The organism is Nocardiopsis valliformis DSM 45023 (genome assembly GCF_000340985.1).
Classification (GTDB): domain Bacteria; phylum Actinomycetota; class Actinomycetes; order Streptosporangiales; family Streptosporangiaceae; genus Nocardiopsis; species Nocardiopsis exhalans.
The window spans coordinates 107685-125311 of sequence record NZ_ANAZ01000023.1; the positions used below are offsets into that span (position 1 = coordinate 107685).

Below are 17627 nucleotides of genomic sequence, written 5' to 3' on the forward strand. Positions count from 1 at the left end.
GGGGCGGCTTCCCCGGGGCCGGAGCGCCGGCCCCGGGGACACCGAAGCTCAGGGGCGCCCGGCCACCATCGCACCGTCCTTCCACACCGCCGCCACCTGGGGCACACCGGGACGGTAGGCCAGGTAGAGGTGGTTGGGCGCGTCCAGCAGGGTGAGGTCGGCGCGGGCCCCCGGGGCCAGGTGGCCCACGTCGGTGCGGCGCAGCGCCAGGGCCCCGCCCTTGGTGGCCGCCCACACGGCCTCGTCCGGGGTCAGTCCCATGTCGCGCACGCCCACCGCGATGCAGAAGGCCAGGCTGGACGTGAAGCACGAACCAGGGTTGCAGTCACTGGCCAGGGCGACGATCGCGCCGGCGTCCACGAGGGCGCGGGCGTTCGGGTAGGGCTGTCGGGTGGAGAAGTCCACGCCGGGCAGCAGCGTGGCGACCGTGGGTTCGGGGCGCTTGGCGGCCTGGGCGAGGGCGTCGACGTCCTCGCCGGTCAGGTAGGTGCAGTGGTCGACCGAGGCCGCTTCCAGCTCGACCGCCAACCGGACCCCGGGCCCCTCGCCCAGCTGGTTGCCGTGCACGCGGGGCAGCAGGCCACGCCCGATCCCGGCGGTGAGCACCCGGCGCGAGGCCTCCTCGTCGAAGGCGCCGCGCTCGCAGAACACGTCCACCCAGCGGGCGTGCGGGGCGCAGGCGTCCAGCATCGGCCCGGTGACCAGGTCCACGTAGCCGCCGGGGTCGTCGGCGTACTCGGGGGCGACCACGTGCGCGCCCAGGAAGGTGACCTCGTCGGTGACCCGGGCGGCGATCTCCAGGGAGCGGCGTTCGTCCTCGACGGTGAGCCCGTACCCGGACTTGACCTCCAGGGTGGTGGTGCCCTGGGCGTTGGCCTCGCGGACGAAGCGGCGGGCGCCGTCGAGGAGTTCGGCGTCGGAGGCGGCTCGGGTGGCGGCCACGGTGGTGCGGATGCCGCCCGCGGAGTAGGGCTGTCCGCTCATCCGGGCGGCGAACTCGCGGCTGCGGTCACCGGCGAAGACGATGTGGGAGTGGCTGTCCACGAAACCGGGCAGCACGCAGCGTCCGGCCGCGTCCACCCGGGCGTCGGCGGCGGGCGCCTGCGCGCGGGGACCGGCCCAGGCTACCCGGCCGTCCTCGATCACCAGGGCGGCGTCGCTGATCTCCCCCAGCGGCCCCTCCCCCAGTGCGGGGTCGTTGGTGACCAGGGTGCCGATGGTGTCGACGAGGATCGTGCCGGGCGTCCCGGGAACGGTTTCGGTCTCGGTCCTGGGGTCGGTCAAAGCAGCTCCTTGATGGCGGCGTCGAGTTCGCGAGCGGTGTCGGGCAGGCGGACGTGCACGCCGTCGCGGACGGCCCACTGCCCGTCCACCATCACGTGGCGGACGTCGGCGGCGGTGGCCGCGAAGACCACGGCGTCGGTGGCGCGTTCGGGGTCGGCCCCGGCCAGGCGCACGCTGTCCAGGGGGACGTTGACCAGGTCGGCGCGGGACCCGGGCAGCAGGGCTCCGGCGTCGTGCCAGCCGAGCCCGGAGTGGCCGGCCGCGGTGGCGGCGCGCAGCAGGGTCCCGCTGCCCAGGGTGCCCCGGCGGTGGGTGCGCAGGCGCTCGTGCAGTTCCACCGCGCGGGCCTCCTCGAACAGGTCCAGCTGGGCGTGCTGGTCGGTGCCCAGGCTCAGCGGGACCCGGTGCGGGGCGGCGACGAGGTCGCCGGTGCGCGGCAGGCCGTCGGCGAGGTCGCGCTCGGTGGTCGGGCACAGGCACACGGCGGACCCGTGCGTGCGGAGGGCGTCCACGTCGGCGTCGGTGAGGTGGGTGGCGTGCACCAGGGTGGTGCGTTCGGTGAGCGCCCCGGCCTCGGCCAGTACCCGCACCGGGGTGAGCCCGTGGGCGGCCAGGCAGGCGGCGTTCTCGGCGGGCTGCTCGGAGACGTGCACGTGCAGAGGCAGCCCGCCCTGGTCGGCGAACCCGGCCACCTCGGGCAGGTCGGGTCCGGGCACCGCTCGCACCGAGTGAGCGGCCACACCGACGCGAGCGTGCGCCCCGCCCGGGGTGAACGCGCTGACCCGCTCGGCCCAGGCGCCGACGGTGTCGTCGCCGAAGCGCAACTGGGGGCCGGTCAGCGGCAGGTGGGAACCGTGTTCGTCGAGCCCGCCGGACAGGTAGCACACGTCAAGCAGGGTGATCCGGATCCCGGCGTCGGCGGCGGCCGCGACCAGGGCCTCGCTCATGGCGTTGGGGTCGGTGTAGCGGTGCCCGCCGGGGCCGTGGTGCAGGTAGTGGAACTCGCCCACGCAGGCCACCCCGGCCAGGGCCATCTCGGCGTAGGTAGCCCTGGCCAGGCGGTAGTAGGAGTCCGGGTCCAGGCGTTCGGCGGCCCGGTACATCACCTCGCGCCAGGTCCAGAAGGACCCGCCGTGCCCGTGACCACCGGCACCGTGCCCCTCCCCGCTGTGGGTGCGGCCGCGCAGCGCCCGGTGGAAGGCGTGCGAGTGAGCGTTGGCCAGACCGGGCAGGGTGAGCCCGGTCAGGCGTTCGGCGTCGGCCGGGGGCGCTCCCCGGCTGACCGAGGCCAGGCGCCCGGCCCGGTCGACCTCCAGGAGCACCCCGGGTTCGGGGGCCTCTCCCCCGAGCCAGGCCCACTCGCACCAGTACCGGCGCGACCCGGTACCCGGCGCGTAGGGGTACGGCGTGTGCGCGCGTTCGGCGGACGGCTCCGTGCGCGAACGTTCGGGGCCCGCTGTGCCCGATGCATCCGAAGACGGCGCGTGCTGGTGTTCGGAGTACGCGGTCATGACGCCCCTCCCGGAACGGCGAGCAGGTCCTGGAGGACGTCGGCCAGGGCGAGGACCCCGGCGTGGCTGTCCTCGGGCCGGGCCCACTCCTGCGGTGAGTGCGAGACCCCGGTGGGGTTGCGCACGTACAGCATCGCCGTGGGCACGTGCGCGGAGAGCACCCCGGCGTCGTGTCCGGCACCGGTGGGCAGGACCGGGACCGGGCCGGCGGACTCGGCGGCGCGGGTGCCCACGATCGCGGCCATACGGTCGCGCAGGTCGTGCGAGAACTCCACCAGCGGCGTGGTGGACTCGGCCGCCATGGTGTGGGTGACCCCGTGGTCGCGTGCGGCCCGCTCGGCGGCCTCGCGTACGCCCTCCACCACCGCGGCCAGGGCGGCCTCGTCGGCGGCCCGCGCGTCCAGCCAGGCGCTGACCAGCGAGGGGATCGCGTTGGTGCCGTTGGGGGTGATGAGGCTCTTGGCCACGGTGGCCCGGGCGTCGTGCTTCTCGGCCAGGGTGCGGGCGGCCAGGATCGTGTGCGCGAACGGCAACATGGGGTCGTTGCGATCCTGCAGACGGGTCGTGCCCGCGTGGTCGGCGCGACCGGTGAAGTCCATCCGCCATCGCCCGTGCGGCCAGATCGCGCTGGCCACGCCGACGGGGTGGTCGATGTCCTCCAGGGCCCGGCCCTGCTCCACGTGTAGCTCGACGAAGACGTCCAGCCAGCCGAGGAGTTCGGGGTCGGGGCCGATCCCCTCGGGGTCCAGACCGGCCTCGGCCATCGCCCGATCCCAGGTGACCCCGGCAGCGTCGGTGAGGCCGCGGGCACGGGCCGGGTCGATCTCCCCAGCGCTCAGACGGCTGCCCAGGCACGGAACCCCGAAGCGGCCGCCCTCCTCCTCCACGAACACGCCCAGGACCAGCGGCCGCGCGGGCGTGAACCCGCGCGAGCGGAGTTCGTCCACGGCGGCCAGAGCGCTGGCCACCCCGAGAGGACCGTCGAAGGCCCCGCCGTCGGGCACCGAGTCCAGGTGCGATCCGGTGGCCACGGCGCCGGGTCCGGGCGTGCCCCACCAGGCCCACAGGTTGCCGTTGCGGTCGGTGCGCACGTCCAGGCCGCGGGCGGCGGCCGCCTCGGTGAACCAGGCGCGGGCGTCGGTGTCGGCGCCCGCCCAGGTGTACCGGTGGTAGCCGCCGCTGTCGGCGGAGCGCCCGACGGGGGCCAGGTCGGCCCAGAGCCGGTCGAAGCTCACTCGCCCTCCTTCATGGGCACCCGGATGCCGTGGGCGTCGGCGACCCGTTCGGCGTCCTCGTACCCGGCGTCCACGTGGCGGATGACGCCCATGGCCGGGTCGTTGGTGAGCACCCGCCGCAGCTTGGCGGCGGCCAGCTCGGTGCCGTCGGCGACGCTGACCTGACCGGCGTGGATGGAGCGGCCCATGCCCACACCGCCGCCGTGGTGGATGGACACCCAGGAGGCGCCGGAGGCGGTGTTGACCAGGGCGTTGAGCAGCGGCCAGTCGGCGATGGCGTCTGAGCCGTCCTTCATGCCCTCGGTCTCGCGGTAGGGCGAGGCCACCGAACCGGTGTCCAGGTGGTCGCGGCCGATGGCCAGCGGAGCGGAGATCTCACCGGAGGCCACCAGCTCGTTGAACCTCTGACCGGCGGCGGCGCGCTCGCCCTGGCCAAGCCAGCAGATACGGGCGGGCAGGCCCTGGAAGGCGACCCGGTCCTGCGCCATGCGGATCCACTTGGTCAGGTGGTCGTTCTCGGGGAACAGGTCGAGGATGGCCTGGTCGGTGCGGGCGATGTCGGCCGGGTCACCGGACAGCGCGGCCCAGCGGAACGGGCCCTTGCCCTCGCAGAACAGGGGGCGGATGTAGGCGGGCACGAAGCCGGGGAAGTCGAAGGCGCGGGTGAACCCGCCCTCGCGGGCCTCGTCGCGGATGGAGTTGCCGTAGTCGAAGACCTCGGCGCCCGCGTCCAGGAAGCCGACCATGGCCTCCACGTGCGCGGCCATGGACTCGCGGGCCCGGAGGGTGAACTCCTCGGGCTTGGCCGCGGCCAGGTCCTTCCAGTCCTCGAACGACACACCCGCCGGCAGGTAGGCGAGCGGGTCGTGGGCCGAGGTCTGGTCGGTGACGATGTCGATCGGGGCGCCGCGGGAGAGGAGTTCGGGGAAGACCTCTGCGGCGTTGCCCAGGACGCCGATGGACAGCGGTCGGCGCTCGTCGCGGGCGCGTACGGCCAGTTCCAGGGCCTCGTCCAGGTTCTGGGCGCGCACGTCCAGGTAGCGGTGCTCGATGCGGCGGTCGATCCGGCTGCCGTCGCACTCCACCACGATCGCCACGCCGTCGTTCATGGTGACGGCCAGCGGCTGGGCGCCGCCCATGCCACCGAGCCCGGCGGTCAGGGTGATGGTCCCGGCCAGAGTTCCCTCACTGTGCTTTTCCGAACCCAACTTCGCGGCCACGGCGGCGAAGGTCTCGTAAGTGCCCTGGAGGATGCCCTGGGTGCCGATGTAGATCCACGAACCGGCGGTCATCTGCCCGTACATGGTCAGGCCCTCGGCCTCCAGGCGTCGGAACTCGGGCCAGTTGGCCCAGTCCCCCACCAGGTTGCTGTTGGCCAGCAGCACGCGGGGCGCCCATTCGTGGGTGCGCATGATGCCCACCGGACGGCCGGACTGCACCAGGAGGGTCTCGTCGCCCTCCAGGTCACGCAGGGAGGCGGTGATGCGGTCGAAGCTGCGCCAGTCGCGTGCGGCCTTGCCGGTACCGCCGTAGACCACCAGGTCCTCGGGGTGCTCGGCGACCTCGGGGTCGAGGTTGTTGTGGAACATGCGCAGGGCCGCCTCCTGCTGCCAGCCCTTGGCCGACAGGGTGAGGCCGCGGGCCGCGCGGACGGTGCGTGGGTTGCTCATCGTGGTCTCCTTCGAGAGCGGAGGGGGCGGGGCTGGTGCTAGGCGAGCGGGGTGACGGACTCGGCTGCCGCGACCACCGAACCGTCGGCGACCAGGGCGGCCACCGCGGCGATCTCGGGGGCCAGGTAGCGGTCGGGGCCGGGGCCGCCGACCTTCTCGCGCACGGTGCGCAGGACCGCGCCGGTGGCGGGGCCGGGCTCCAGCGGGGAGCGCAGGTCCAGGGCGCGGGCGGCGGTGAGCAGCTCCACGGCCAGCACGTTGGTGAGCCCGTCCACGGCCCGGCGCAGCTTGCGCGCGGCCGACCAGCCCATGGACACGTGGTCCTCCTGCATGGCCGAGCTGGGGATCGAGTCGACGCTGGCGGGCACGGCCAGGCGCTTGAGCTCGGAGACGATGGCGGCCTGGGTGTACTGGGCGATCATGTGCCCCGAGTCCACGCCGGGGTCGTCGGCGAGGAAGGCCGGGAGCCCGTGGGAGCGGGAGACGTCGAGCATGCGGTCGGTGCGGCGCTCGGCGATCGAGGCGGTGTCGGCCACGGCCACGGCCAGGAAGTCCAGCACGTAGGCGACCGGCGCCCCGTGGAAGTTGCCGTTGGACTCCACGCGGCCGTCGTCGAGCACGACAGGGTTGTCGATGACGCTGTCCAGTTCGCGCCCGGCCACGAGCAGGGCGTGGGAAAGAGTGTCGCGGGCGGCCCCGGCGACCTGGGGGGCGCAGCGCAGCGAGTAGGCGTCCTGGACGCGGTTGCAGTCCGGGCCCCGGTGGGAGGCGACGATCGGCGAGTCCGCGAGCATCGCGCGCAGGTTGGCGGCGGAGGCGGCCTGGCCGGGGTGCGGGCGCAGGCGCTGGAGCTCCTCGGCGAAGACCCGGTCGGTGCCCAGCAGGGCCTCGACGCTCATGGCGGCGGTGATGTCGGCGACCTTGAGCAGGCGCTCCAGGTCCATACAGGCCATGGCGAGCATGCCGAGCATGCCGTCGGTGCCGTTGATGAGAGCAAGGCCCTCCTTGGCGCCGAGCTCCACCGGCTGGACGCCGGCCTCGGCCAGGGCCTCCTCGGCGTCCTTGAGCTCGCCGTCGGCGTCGCGCACCCGGCCCTCGCCCATCAGTGCCAGGGCCACGTGGGACAGCGGCGCCAGGTCACCGGAGCAGCCCAGGCTGCCGTACTCGTGCACGACCGGGGTAATCTGGGCGTTGAGCAGGGCGGCGAGGGTCTCGACGGTGGCGACCTCGACCCCGGTGTTGCCCGAGGCCAGCGTGCGCAGCCGCAGCAGCATCAGGGCGCGCACGACCTCGCGCTCCACCTCGGGACCGGCCCCGGCGGCGTGCGAGCGGATCAGCGAGCGCTGGAGACGGGCGCGCAGGTCGGGGGCGATGTGCCGGGTGGCCAGGGCACCGAAACCGGTGCTGACCCCGTAGGCGGGGACCTCGCCCCGGGCGAGCGCCTCGACCTGTTCACGGCCGTGGCGCACGGCCTTGCGGGTCTCCTCGCTGAGAACGACGTGGGCGCCATCACGGGCGACGGACAGGACCTGGGCCGGGGTGAGCGGGGCACCGCCGACGGCTACGGAAGCAACTGCTGTGGACATGCCCCCATTCGACCCTGTCCGCGACCCCGCCGGAAGTGCCAACACGTGAGTTCTGTCCGAAATCCCAGACACGCCAAGGATGGCCTACCGGATCACCCGCACCTCGCACCTGAGCCCCGGTGCGGCCGCCAGGCGAGCGTCACCGGTGACCAGAGCGCAGTCCAGGGCCTCAGCCACCGCCACATAGGCCGCGTCGTAGGCCGTCAGATTGTTCCGCAGCTCCCAGACCCGGTCTGCGACGGAACCCACCACTTCGATATACGCGATCGTCTGCAAACCGTAAAGCTTGCGAGCGGCCTCTGCGTCGGCGACGGAGAGCTTCCGCCCCAGGACCAGTCCACGCAGCGAATTGAGCAGTTCGACCGGCTGATGGCTCGGCGCGTACCATTCGACGTTCGACCCCACCACCTTTCGAGCCGTGTTGGACGTGCGCCCAGGCGACCCCGCGTAGAGATCGATCAGTACTGAAGTGTCAACAACGATCATGCGGCTCCGCTTTCAGTCCCGGATCCGCTGTCACCTCGGGCTTCGCGCACTGCGGCGACGATCTCATCCATACTCAGGTTGGCTCCCGGCAAGGGCGTTTGCTCCACGATCTCCCTGTTGCGCGCAAAGCGGGCTTCCTTCTCCAGAAGGCCAAGCAGGTAGGCCTGGAGCGACTTGCCCGACCTCTTGGCTTCCGCCGCCAGCGCCTCTCTGACCTCGTCCGGAACATCCTTGATCTGAATAGCAACCATGGCGCCACAGTAGCAAGAGGACCACTATAAGCACATGCATTTTGGCGCCACTGGTAGGCATGAAATGCCCATAGCGACACCGAAAGAGCGCCCGTGCGAAGATGAGGGGATGAGTGTTGTTCCGGCGGCCACCCGTGCGCTGCGGCTGCTGCGGTTCCTGGCCTCACGGCCCGGGCCCGTCTCTGCCTCGGCGATCGCCAACGGGCTCGGCCTTCCTCGGTCCAGCGTCTACCAGCTGTTGGAGGCGATGGCCGAGGAGGGGTTCGTGACCCATCTGCCCGAGGAGCGGCGGTGGGGGCTGGGGGTGGCGGCCTTCGAGATCGGGTCGGCGTACCTGCGCCACGACGGGATCGAGCGGCTGGCGCGCCCCTTGCTGCACCAGTTGACCGAGACCACCGGGGCCACCGCGCACCTGGGAGTACTGCACGGCGCCGACACCTTGTACCTGTTGAAGGAGCAGCCGCCGCACGCGCCCACGCTCATCACCGGGGTGGGGGTGCGGCTGCCCGCGCACCTGACCGCTTCGGGGCGGGCGATGCTGGCCCAGCTGCCGCGCGCGCAGGTGCGCGCCCTGTACCCGGACGCGGCGGCCTTCACCGACCGCACCGGACGCGGGCCGGGTACACCGGGGGAACTGCGCACGCTGCTCGGCGAGGAGCGCCAGCAGGGGTGGTCGATCGAGAGCGGCCAGGTCACCGAGGGCTTCCTGTCGGTGGCGGCGGCCGCCGCAGACCACAACGGACGGCCCGCCGCGGCGATCAGCCTGACGGTTCCCAGCGCGCGTCCGGTCACCCCGCGGGCGCTGGCGTCGCGGGTGCGGGACGCCGCCGGTGAGCTCACCCGAAAACTCAGCGGCCGCGCCTGATCCGCCCGCTAGCGTCCGGATCAGGCGTGGCGTGAACGCAGCGGCCGGGACCGTTCGACGATGGCGGGCAGCGGCGCGGTGCGCTCCACCATCTTGAGGATGTGCTCCTTGCGGTCGCGCGGTACCTGCACGAAGAACTGCGTGGCCGCCTCGGGGTCGACCTCCAGGTCGAGGCTCTCGGGGGTCTCGGCCCAGCTGGGCAGTTCGGGATCGGTGCGGATGGTGTCCAACGCGAACTCGATGAAGTAGGTGACCCTGCGCCCGCCGGTGTGCACCTCGCGGATACGGCGGATCTCCGGCCAGGCGATGAAGGTGCCCTCGCCGGGGAACCACCACTTGCGCTCCTGGAGCACGGTGACGCCGTCGCTGTCGGCGCTGATGCCCTGGCGGGTGATGCGCTGGGGCAGCCCGCGCACCAGGAAGACGTTGCTGCCCGGGCCGATGAAGAACATGACCAGCGCCGCGAACGCCCACAGCGTGACGGAGCCGACCGTGGTCTCCTCGCGCAGCACGTGCCAGAACATGGAGCCCACCACCACCAGGAACCCCAGGGTGAGGCCGACGGAGAAGTAGGCCGCGGTCATCCACATACGCACGTTGGGGCCGCGCAGGCTGACATAGCGGCGCAGGTGGGACACGCTCGCGGGTGGCTGGGTCAGGTCCGAGGGGACGCCCCGTGCGTCAGGGGTGACGTCCGGTGGTTCGGGGGAAGCCATACCCCCATTCTTCCAAGGTTCCGGTGTGCTTGGTTCGGTAGCTCACCCCGGTTTGTCGTTCGTGTGCGGCCGTGTTCGGTCAATCCCAGCGAACGCCTGATGTCCGACGCTCGCCGGCGCTACAGTCCTGTCTCATGAGGCGCAGCACACGAGAGTACGAGACCGCGCTCCTGGTGGACGGGGAGGTCCTGGCCATCGAGGGGATCGTCTACCGGGGGCAGACGATGCTCGACGAGGAGGGGGAGGCGCGGTTCGCGCCGTTGGAGCGCTGGGCCAAGGGGGTCGCTGAGAGCCTGGGGCGACCCGTGACCTGGCGGGCCAAGGCCAAGAACGAACCCGAGGCCCGGGGCACCGCCCGGCCGGGCGGCGTGACTCAGAACCGCCTGGCGCTCTGAGCTCCGCACTTGGCGCACTGGAACTTGCGGTCGTCGCCGAGAATCCAGTCGTGGTCCCCGCCGGTAGGGCACGCTGACATCGACACCAACTCCTCAGGAAGGGGGCTTCGGGGGTGTGTCGGTCATCGTATTTCCCACCCGCCACATCAGTCCCGAGAATGAGAAGGTCTGTGGTTTCCTCATGTCTTTCTCGGGCCCCTGGGCCTGATCTGGTCATAGTGGACACTGATCCGAGCGACTCGGACCTGTGATCCGGGCACATGTCAGGCATGCCGGACCTGAATCCAGGCACGCGTCGGGGCCCGCCACCGGATCAACACCGGTGGCGGGCCCCGCCGGCGCACCGGACGCCTGCAGGGCGGCGCGGCGCGCTCAAAACTAGTTCTGGGAAGCCCGCATGTGGGCCTCGACCGCGGCGCGGTCGGCACGGAGCTTGGCGAGGGCCTCATCGAGGATGAGCTTGCCCTCCTCCTCGCTACGACGCTCCTTCACGTACGCCAGGTGCGTCTTGTACGGCTCGGTACGCGGCGGCGAAGGCGGGTTGGCCTTGTCCTTGCCCGCGGGGAAACCGCAACGCGGGCAGTCCCACTCGTCGGGGACCGCGGCTTCGCTGGCGAAGCTGGGGATGACCTCGTGCAAGTTCGCACAGTAGAACGGAACCCGGACACGGGGAGCAGCCTCGCCCCGCTCCGCCTCGCCCATAGGGCCGGCTCCGACTCGGCTGCCACGGATGGCACTGCCACTACCCACGAATAACTCCTTCGGCGAACTCGCTCATGTACTCGCGCGAGATTGACTGGACGAGGGGCCTGCGGCCGATCGGCGCGCTACATTCCCCGGTTGATCAGCAGGCCGAGAACGACGATCGTCAGAATCCACACGACCGCGATGACCACGGTCATCCGGTCGAGGTTGCGCTCGACAACCGACGATCCGCCGAGCGAGGACGTGACGCCACCGCCGAACATGTCGGACAGGCCGCCGCCCTTGCCCTTGTGCATCAGCACAAGGAGGATCAACAGCACGCTGAGAAGCATCACGAAGATGGACAGACCGAGGATCACACGCTCACCCGTAGCTCGACCCCGCAGCGGGGGGATGGACACCTCGGCCCCCTTTCCCCACCCGTACCAGCGACGGCATGAGGGAGCCGAGCGGGAGCGGGTTACGGAAGGAGGAGACCGGGGACGTTTTCGGATTTTACCGTGCCGCTGGCGGCACGGGAGGGGAAACCACGAGGCACGGGAATCCCCACAGCGAAGTCTAGCCCGACCGGGGCACCTGTCGGGCACCCTGCCCGTCACCCCTGGACGTCAGAGAGTGACGGGCCGGGTTTGACAAGACGTTTGGTCAGCCGTTCTCGTTGAAACGGATGATCTTGGCGAACTCGTCGGCCTTCAGGCTGGCACCGCCGACCAAGGCACCGTCGACATCGTCCTTGGCCATGATGTCACCGGCGTTGTCACCCTTGACCGAACCGCCGTAGAGCACGCGGACCGCACCGGAGACCTCGGAGGAGTACAGCTCGGACAGGCGGACGCGGATCGCGGCGCAGACCTCCTGGGCGTCCTCGGGGGTGGCGACCTCGCCGGTGCCGATGGCCCACACGGGCTCGTAGGCGATGACGATCTTCTCGGCCTGCTCGGCCGGGATCTCCTTCAGGGCGCCGTCCAGCTGAGACAGGACGTGCTCGACCTGCTTCCCGGCCTTGCGCACCTCCAGGCCCTCGCCCACGCACAGGATCGGCACGATGCCGTGCTTGAAGGCGGCCTTGACCTTGGAGTTGACCACCGCGTCGTCCTCGTTGTGGTACTCGCGGCGCTCGGAGTGGCCGGCCAGGACGTAGGAGCACTCCAGCTTGGCGAGCATCGGACCGGAGATTTCACCGGTGTAGGCGCCCTTGTCGTGCGCGGAAATGTCCTGGGCGCCGAAACCGATGCGCAGTTTGTCGCCGTCCACCAGCGTCTGCACGCTGCGCAGGTCGGTGAACGGCGGCAGGACGACGACCTCGGCGTTGTCGTAGTCCTTGTCCTTCAGGGCGAAGGCCAGCTTCTGGACGAGCGCGATCGCCTCGAAGTGATTGTTGTTCATCTTCCAGTTGCCCGCGATGAGCGGCTGACGCTTGGTCATCTTTGACTCTCTTCGAATCGTCGGAGGAGGCTTGCTGAGCTGAGCTGGTCAGGCGAGGGCGTCGATACCGGGAAGGTTCTTGCCCTCCAGGTACTCCAGGCTGGCGCCGCCGCCGGTGGAGATGTGGCCGAAGGCCGCCTCATCGAAGCCCAGCGAGCGCACGGCCGCGGCGGAGTCGCCGCCGCCGACCACGGTGAAGGCACCCGAGTCGATGAGGGCCTGGGCCAGGGCACGCGTGCCGCCCGCGTAGGGGGCCAGCTCGAACACGCCCATGGGGCCGTTCCAGAACACGGTCCGGGCGTCAGCCAGCTTCTCGGCGAACAGCGCCTGGCTCTTGGGGCCGATGTCCAGGCCCATGCGGTCGGCCGGGATGGCGTCGACGTCAACGGCGTCGTGCGCGGCGTCGGCGGCGAACTTCTCGGCGGCCACGACGTCCACGGGCAGGACGATCTCCACACCCTCGCGCTCGGCGCGCTCCAGGTAGCCGCGGACGGTGTCGAGCTGGTCGGTCTCCAGGAGGCTGGAGCCGACCTCGTAGCCCTTGGCCTTGAGGAAGGTGAACACCATGCCGCCGCCGATGAGCAGGCGGTCCGCGGTGCCGAGGAGGTTGTCGATGACGGCGAGCTTGTCAGAGACCTTGGAGCCGCCCAGGGCCACAACGTAGGGGCGCTCGGGGGTCTCGGTGAGCTTCTTGAGCACCTCGACCTCGGCCAGGACCAGGCCGCCGACGGCGTGCGGGAGCTTGCCGGGCAGGTCGAAGACGCTGGCGTGCTTGCGGTGGACCGCGCCGAAGGCGTCGCCCACGTACAGGTCGGCGAGCTGGGCGAAGCGGTCGGCGAGCTCGCCGCGTTCAGCGTCGTCCTTGCTGGTCTCGCCCGGCTCGAACCGCACGTTCTCCAGCAGCGCGACCTCGCCGTCCTTGAGGGCGGCGGAGGTGGCGCGGGCGGACTCACCGGCGGTGTCGGCGGCGAAGGCGACCTCTGTGCCGAGCAGCTCGCCCAGGCGGGCCGCGACCGGGCGCAGGGAGTACTGGGGGTCCGGGGCGCCCTTGGGGCGGCCCAGGTGGGCGGCGACGATGACGCGGGCGCCGCGCTCACGGAGCTTGGTGATCGTCGGCAGGGCCGCGCGGATACGGCCGTCGTCGGTGATGCGCTCACCGTCCAGGGGCACGTTCAGGTCTGCTCGGACGAACACGCGCTTGCCGGAGACGTCGAGGTCGTCGATCGTCCGCATGCTGGTCTCCTCGTTGGGGTTGCGAAAGTCTGGGGTCACCGGCGGGGCCGGCGGGGCCGGCGGGGCGGCGGGGGCACGTACGCGACGGCACCCCTTGCCGCGCACAGGCGGAAGGGGTGCCGGGTCACGCGACTGCGTCCACGGGTCGGGGCCCGGTGGTTACAGGTTGGAGCCGACCAGCTTGGCCAGGTCGACCAGGCGGTTGGAGTAGCCCCACTCGTTGTCGTACCAGCCCAGGATCTTGACCTGGTTGCCGAACGCCATGGTCATACCGGCGTCGAAGGTGCAGGAAGGCGAGGTACCGACGATGTCGGAGGAGACGATCGGGTCCTCGGTGTAGACCAGGACGTCCTTGAGCTCGCCCTCGGCTGCGGCCTTGAACGCGGCGTTGACCTCGTCCTTGGTGACCTCACGGTCCAGGGTCACGACCAGGTCGGTGGCGGAACCGTCCGGCACGGGGACGCGCATGGCCATGCCGTCCAGCTTGCCCGCGAGCTCGGGGATGACCAGGGCCGTGGCCTTGGCCGCACCCGTGCTGGTCGGGATGATGTTCTGCGCGGCCGCACGGGCGCGACGCAGGTCCGAGTGCGGGAAGTCCAGGATGACCTGGTCGTTGGTGTAGGCGTGCACCGTGGTCATGAAGCCCTGCTGGATGCCGAAGGCGTCCTTGAGGACCTTGGCCATGGGCGCCACACAGTTGGTGGTGCACGAGGCGTTGGAGATGATGTCGTGCTTGGCGGCGTCGTACTTGTCGTCGTTGACGCCCATCACGATGGTGATGTCCTCGCCCTTGGCCGGGGCGGAGATGATGACCTTCTTGGCACCGGCGGTGATGTGCTTGCGGGCGGCCTCGGCCTTGGTGAAGATACCGGTGGACTCGACGACGACGTCGACGTTCAGCTCACCCCAGGGCAGCTGGGCGGGGTCGCGCTGGGAGAGGACCTTGAGGGTCTTGTCACCGATGCGGATGAAGTCGTCACCGGCCTCGACGACACCGTCGAGGGTGCCGAGCACGGTGTCGTACTTGAGCAGGTGCGCGAGCGTCTTGGTGTCGGTGAGGTCGTTGACCGCAACGATTTCGATGTCGCTGCCGCCAGCGGCGACCGCTCGCCAGAAGTTACGGCCGATCCGACCGAAGCCGTTGACGCCTACACGGATGGTCACGGAACCATTCTCCTCATTTTGTCGCACAGCAGTTTCACCCGAGCGTTCGGCTGCTCCCGGGATCCCGGACTGGTACAGCCCGGGTCAACCGTGTTGAGCAGCGTGAACGCATAACAGGTGTTCACAAAGAGCCTAGCGGAGCACTGGCGGGGAACCGTTCTCGCCCCCGCCCAGCGGCTCATCGCCCCTCGCGGATTCGCGTCCATCCTGACATCGCGAAGCAGAGAGGTCTATACCATTTTCGGAAGTTATCCCGGAGTTTTCGCAGTTAACAAAGCCGAACATCGGTGTTGCGGAAGCGTTCCAGAGCACCCGTGCCCTGATGCGGGGATCGTGCGCCCTCAGGGAACCAGCATGTCAGGAGTGAGGTTCGCCTCGGTTCCCTCGATGCCCAGGTCACTGGCCCGCTTGTCCGCCATGGCCAGCAGCCTGCGGATACGCCCGGCGATCGCGTCCTTGGTCAGCGGCGGGACCGACAGCTGCCCCAACTCCTCCAGGGACGCCTGCTTGTGCGCCAGCCGCAGCTGACCAGCAGCCACCAGGTGCTTGGGGGCGTCCTCGCCCAGGATCTCCAAAGCCCGCTCCACGCGCGCGCCGGCCGCGACCGCGGCCCGGGCGCTGCGCCGCAGGTTGGCGTCGTCGAAGTTGGCCAGCCGGTTGGCGGTCGCCCGCACCTCCCGGCGCATCCGCCGCTCCTCCCAGGCCAGAACACTCTGGTGAGCGCCCAGCAGGGTCAGCAGCGCACCGATGGAGTCGCCGTCGCGCACCACCACCCGGTCCACCCCGCGCACCTCGCGGGCCTTGGCGTGCACCTTCAGGCGTCGGGCCGCACCGACCAGGGCCAGCGCGGCCTCCGGGCCGGGACAGGTGACCTCCAGCGACATCGAGCGGCCCGGTTCGGTCAACGAACCGTGCGCGATGAAGGCACCGCGCCAGGCGGACTCCGAATCACAGGCGCCGCCCGCGACCACGTGCCGAGGCAGACCCCGCACCGGGCGCCCGTTGTTGTCCACCAGGCCGGTCTGGCGGGCCAGGGACTCGCCGTCCTTGATCACCCGGACCACGTACCGGTTACCCTTGCGCAGGCCGCTCGGGGAGAGCACCACGACCTCGGACTCGTGCCCGAAGACCTCGGAGATGTCCTTGCGCAGCCGTCTGGCGGCGGCCCCCGTATCGAGCTCGGCCTCAATCACGATCCGGCCGCCCACGAGGTGCAGGCCTCCGGTGAACCGCAGGATGGTGGACACCTCCGCCTTGCGGCAGCATGGCTTGAGGATCGCCAACCGGCTCAACTCATCCTTCACCACGCCGGTCATCGCCATCGCTGCGATCCTCCCCTTGTTCTGGCAGAACACCGGCACCGCACACCCTGGTACCGGAGGTGCCGACACGAGGCCCTGCCCCGGGCGGCTTTCTCGTTGCAGACTACGTGACTCGGGCCTTTACGCCGACCCCTGCACGGCGTGTCGTCGATCCCCCCGCCCTGCTCAGAGGCGGCGTGTCGGCCTTCGTGACGGTGTGCGGTCAATTGCTCCCGGAGCTCGGGGAGACGCTCCGGGAGTCAGAAGAGGACAGCTGCGACTCCAGGTGGTCCCGGAGAACGACCGCGTGGTTGTGCTCGGTGTCCCTGGCCACGTACAGCAGGGTGACCGGCCCTCGGAGCGCGGCCACCAGGATCGGTTCGAGCACCTCGGGGCGCGCCTCCAGCTCGGTCCGGTGGCACTCCGCGAACTCGGCGAAGCGGCTCGGGTCGTGCCCGAACCACAGGCGCGGCCCCGGGCTGGGGGCGACGTCCTTGGCCCAGGTGTCCCCCGGTAACCGCGCTCCTACGCACACCCCGGGGCCAGAGGCGGTCCACGAGGAACCGGGGCCCGGGCGGGAAACCCTCCTCCTGCCCGGGGTGTTCCTCGGCACGGACCCCGTCGTAGCCGCGTTCCAGGCGAATGCGGTGATCAGCCATACGACCACCCTTCCCGGCCGGAGGTCACCACCACCCCGGCCGGACACCCATCATCAGCCCGCGGAGCCCACGCTAGTCCGCCAGAATCCGTTCCAGGGCGGTGGCCAGTTTGTCGGCGTCGTGGCGCGGAGTCCCGTCCCCCCGGCTCAGATCGGCCAGTTCCAGACGGCCGCCGAGCTCGCCCACCACCGAGGTGAGCGGGGCCGCGTCCTCCACCGTCCCGGTGTCGGCCAGCACCACGTCCACCCCCAGCTTGGGCGCGTGCTCGCGCAGTACCTCCAGGTAGGTCTCGGGCCGGAAACCCTCGGTCTCCCCCTTCTGGGGCGACAGGTTCAGCGCGACCACCCGCTTGGCGCGCGTGGTGACCAGGGCGTGGGCCAGCTCGGGCACCAGCAGGTGCGGCAGCACACTGGTGAACCAGGACCCGGGCCCGAACACCACCCAGTCGGCCTCGCGCACCGCCTTGACCGCCTGCGGACTGGCCGGGGGGTCCTCGGGGATCAGCGAGATGGACCGCACCTGACCACTGGTACTGGCGCAGGCCACCTGCCCGCGCACCGTGGTGAGCGCCTCGGGTTTGCGCGGGTCGATCCCCGACACCTCCGCGGAGATCTCCAGCGGCACCGACGACATCGGCAGGACCCGGCCGTGGGCGCCGAGCAGCTGCCCCACCCAGTCCAGCCCGGCCACCGAGTCACCCAACAGCTCCCAGAGCGCGACGATCAGCAGGTTGCCGACGGCGTGACCGTGCAGGTCGCCCTCCGAACGGAACCGGTGCTGGAGCACCTGGCTCCAGGTGTGCCCCCACTCGTCGTCCCCGCACAGCGCGGCCAGGGCCATCCTCAGGTCCCCGGGTGGAAGCACACCCAGTTCTTCACGCAGCCGGCCACTGGAGCCGCCGTCGTCGGCGACCGTCACGATCGCCGTGACGTCCGTGGTCACCCTGCGCAGCGCCGACAACGAGGCGTGCAGGCCGTGCCCGCCCCCCAGCGCGACCACCCGGGGCGGACGCGAGGCGTCGTCCCCGTCCGGAGCGGTGATCTTCGACATGCCTTTGGCCTGCCTCCTCGTCCCGTGTCCGGCGGACGCTTCGGGCCGCACCCCGAAGGATGTGCGAACGGCCGACCCGCGCCCCCGGCCC

Annotated in this window: 17 protein-coding genes and 1 pseudogene; 2 read left to right on the forward strand and 16 right to left on the reverse strand. The window is 71.1% G+C overall.

Features of this window, described 5'->3' with window-relative positions; translation table 11 throughout:
- Positions 1-48: 48 nt before the first annotated feature.
- From hutI to D457_RS0120980, 7 genes are all read right to left on the reverse strand, one after another.
- Entirely contained in the window at positions 49-1284 is a 1236-nt protein-coding gene (gene hutI / locus D457_RS0120950) for an imidazolonepropionase (protein ID WP_017582634.1), read from the reverse strand.
- Entirely contained in the window at positions 1281-2795 is a 1515-nt protein-coding gene (locus D457_RS0120955; RefSeq protein WP_017582635.1) for a formimidoylglutamate deiminase, read from the reverse strand. Before D457_RS0120955 ends, hutI begins: the two co-directional genes overlap by 4 nt.
- On the reverse strand, positions 2792-4030 hold the full coding sequence (locus D457_RS0120960; protein ID WP_017582636.1) for an allantoate amidohydrolase: 1239 nt from the start codon (positions 4028-4030) through the stop codon (positions 2792-2794). Before D457_RS0120960 ends, D457_RS0120955 begins: the two co-directional genes overlap by 4 nt.
- A complete protein-coding gene (gene hutU / locus D457_RS0120965; RefSeq protein ID WP_017582637.1) occupies positions 4027-5700 on the reverse strand; it encodes a urocanate hydratase in 1674 nt (557 codons plus the stop codon). Before hutU ends, D457_RS0120960 begins: the two co-directional genes overlap by 4 nt.
- A gap of 38 nt (positions 5701-5738) precedes the next feature.
- On the reverse strand, positions 5739-7286 hold the full coding sequence (hutH, locus tag D457_RS0120970) for a histidine ammonia-lyase (RefSeq protein WP_017582638.1): 1548 nt from the start codon (positions 7284-7286) through the stop codon (positions 5739-5741).
- An 84-nt stretch (positions 7287-7370) separates the two neighbouring features.
- Entirely contained in the window at positions 7371-7772 is a 402-nt protein-coding gene (locus D457_RS0120975; RefSeq protein ID WP_026116866.1) for a type II toxin-antitoxin system VapC family toxin, read from the reverse strand.
- Positions 7769-8023, reverse strand: coding sequence for a FitA-like ribbon-helix-helix domain-containing protein (locus tag D457_RS0120980; RefSeq protein WP_017582640.1), 255 nt, complete (start codon positions 8021-8023; stop codon positions 7769-7771). The genes D457_RS0120975 and D457_RS0120980 overlap by 4 nt, the downstream gene beginning before the upstream one ends.
- Before the next feature lie 109 nt (positions 8024-8132).
- Here D457_RS0120980 and D457_RS0120985 point away from each other — a divergent pair, with 109 nt between their 5' ends.
- Positions 8133-8888 carry an IclR family transcriptional regulator gene (locus tag D457_RS0120985; RefSeq protein WP_017582641.1) on the forward strand — a complete coding sequence of 252 codons (756 nt, stop codon included), beginning with the start codon at positions 8133-8135 and terminating at the stop codon, positions 8886-8888.
- A gap of 20 nt (positions 8889-8908) precedes the next feature.
- Here D457_RS0120985 and D457_RS0120990 read toward each other — a convergent pair whose 3' ends face one another.
- On the reverse strand, positions 8909-9604 hold the full coding sequence (locus D457_RS0120990; RefSeq protein WP_017582642.1) for a hypothetical protein: 696 nt from the start codon (positions 9602-9604) through the stop codon (positions 8909-8911).
- A gap of 134 nt (positions 9605-9738) precedes the next feature.
- Between D457_RS0120990 and D457_RS0120995 the strand changes: the two genes are divergently transcribed.
- Positions 9739-9999 carry a hypothetical protein gene (locus D457_RS0120995; RefSeq protein ID WP_017582643.1) on the forward strand — a complete coding sequence of 87 codons (261 nt, stop codon included), beginning with the start codon at positions 9739-9741 and terminating at the stop codon, positions 9997-9999.
- Between the two features lie 378 nt (positions 10000-10377).
- Here the strand turns inward: D457_RS0120995 and D457_RS0121000 are convergent, their stop codons facing one another.
- From D457_RS0121000 to D457_RS0121035, 8 genes and pseudogenes are all read right to left on the reverse strand, one after another.
- Entirely contained in the window at positions 10378-10749 is a 372-nt protein-coding gene (locus tag D457_RS0121000; protein WP_083926821.1) for an RNA polymerase-binding protein RbpA, read from the reverse strand.
- 77 nt (positions 10750-10826) lie between these two features.
- On the reverse strand, positions 10827-11063 hold the full coding sequence (gene secG, locus D457_RS0121005) for a preprotein translocase subunit SecG (RefSeq protein ID WP_017582645.1): 237 nt from the start codon (positions 11061-11063) through the stop codon (positions 10827-10829).
- A gap of 286 nt (positions 11064-11349) precedes the next feature.
- On the reverse strand, positions 11350-12129 hold the full coding sequence (gene tpiA / locus D457_RS0121010; protein ID WP_017582646.1) for a triose-phosphate isomerase: 780 nt from the start codon (positions 12127-12129) through the stop codon (positions 11350-11352).
- Between the two features lie 48 nt (positions 12130-12177).
- The gene (locus D457_RS0121015) at positions 12178-13362 is read right to left on the reverse strand and encodes a phosphoglycerate kinase (protein ID WP_017582647.1); all 1185 of its coding nucleotides are present in this window, start codon (positions 13360-13362) and stop codon (positions 12178-12180) included.
- Between the two features lie 159 nt (positions 13363-13521).
- Positions 13522-14526: a type I glyceraldehyde-3-phosphate dehydrogenase gene (gene gap / locus D457_RS0121020; RefSeq protein WP_017582648.1), complete on the reverse strand. Its 1005-nt coding sequence runs from the start codon at positions 14524-14526 to the stop codon at positions 13522-13524.
- 341 nt (positions 14527-14867) lie between these two features.
- Positions 14868-15848 carry a DNA-binding protein WhiA gene (whiA, locus tag D457_RS0121025; protein ID WP_017546454.1) on the reverse strand — a complete coding sequence of 327 codons (981 nt, stop codon included), beginning with the start codon at positions 15846-15848 and terminating at the stop codon, positions 14868-14870.
- Positions 15849-16050: 202 nt separating this feature from the next.
- Positions 16051-16486: pseudogene (locus tag D457_RS33055) on the reverse strand (DUF488 domain-containing protein).
- Between the two features lie 72 nt (positions 16487-16558).
- Positions 16559-17536, reverse strand: a complete 978-nt coding sequence (locus D457_RS0121035) for a gluconeogenesis factor YvcK family protein (protein WP_017582650.1) — start codon at positions 17534-17536, stop codon at positions 16559-16561.
- Positions 17537-17627 lie beyond the last annotated feature (91 nt).

Excerpts from the sequence above, each read along its gene's own strand:
- D457_RS0121035 (WP_017582650.1), bottom strand. The coding sequence starts at position 17,536 with ATGTCGAAGATCACCGCTCCGGACGGGGACGACGCCTCGCGTCCGCCC.
- whiA (WP_017546454.1), bottom strand. The coding sequence starts at position 15,848 with ATGGCGATGACCGGCGTGGTGAAGGATGAGTTGAGCCGGTTGGCGATC.
- D457_RS0121015 (WP_017582647.1), bottom strand. The coding sequence starts at position 13,362 with ATGCGGACGATCGACGACCTCGACGTCTCCGGCAAGCGCGTGTTCGTC.
- hutH (WP_017582638.1), bottom strand. The coding sequence starts at position 7,286 with ATGTCCACAGCAGTTGCTTCCGTAGCCGTCGGCGGTGCCCCGCTCACC.
- hutU (WP_017582637.1), bottom strand. The coding sequence starts at position 5,700 with ATGAGCAACCCACGCACCGTCCGCGCGGCCCGCGGCCTCACCCTGTCG.
- D457_RS0120955 (WP_017582635.1), bottom strand. The coding sequence starts at position 2,795 with ATGACCGCGTACTCCGAACACCAGCACGCGCCGTCTTCGGATGCATCG.
- D457_RS0120995 (WP_017582643.1), top strand. The coding sequence starts at position 9,739 with ATGAGGCGCAGCACACGAGAGTACGAGACCGCGCTCCTGGTGGACGGG.
- D457_RS0120990 (WP_017582642.1), bottom strand. The coding sequence starts at position 9,604 with ATGGCTTCCCCCGAACCACCGGACGTCACCCCTGACGCACGGGGCGTC.
- D457_RS0120985 (WP_017582641.1), top strand. The coding sequence starts at position 8,133 with ATGAGTGTTGTTCCGGCGGCCACCCGTGCGCTGCGGCTGCTGCGGTTC.
- D457_RS0120980 (WP_017582640.1), bottom strand. The coding sequence starts at position 8,023 with ATGGTTGCTATTCAGATCAAGGATGTTCCGGACGAGGTCAGAGAGGCG.
- D457_RS0120975 (WP_026116866.1), bottom strand. The coding sequence starts at position 7,772 with ATGATCGTTGTTGACACTTCAGTACTGATCGATCTCTACGCGGGGTCG.
- tpiA (WP_017582646.1), bottom strand. The coding sequence starts at position 12,129 with ATGACCAAGCGTCAGCCGCTCATCGCGGGCAACTGGAAGATGAACAAC.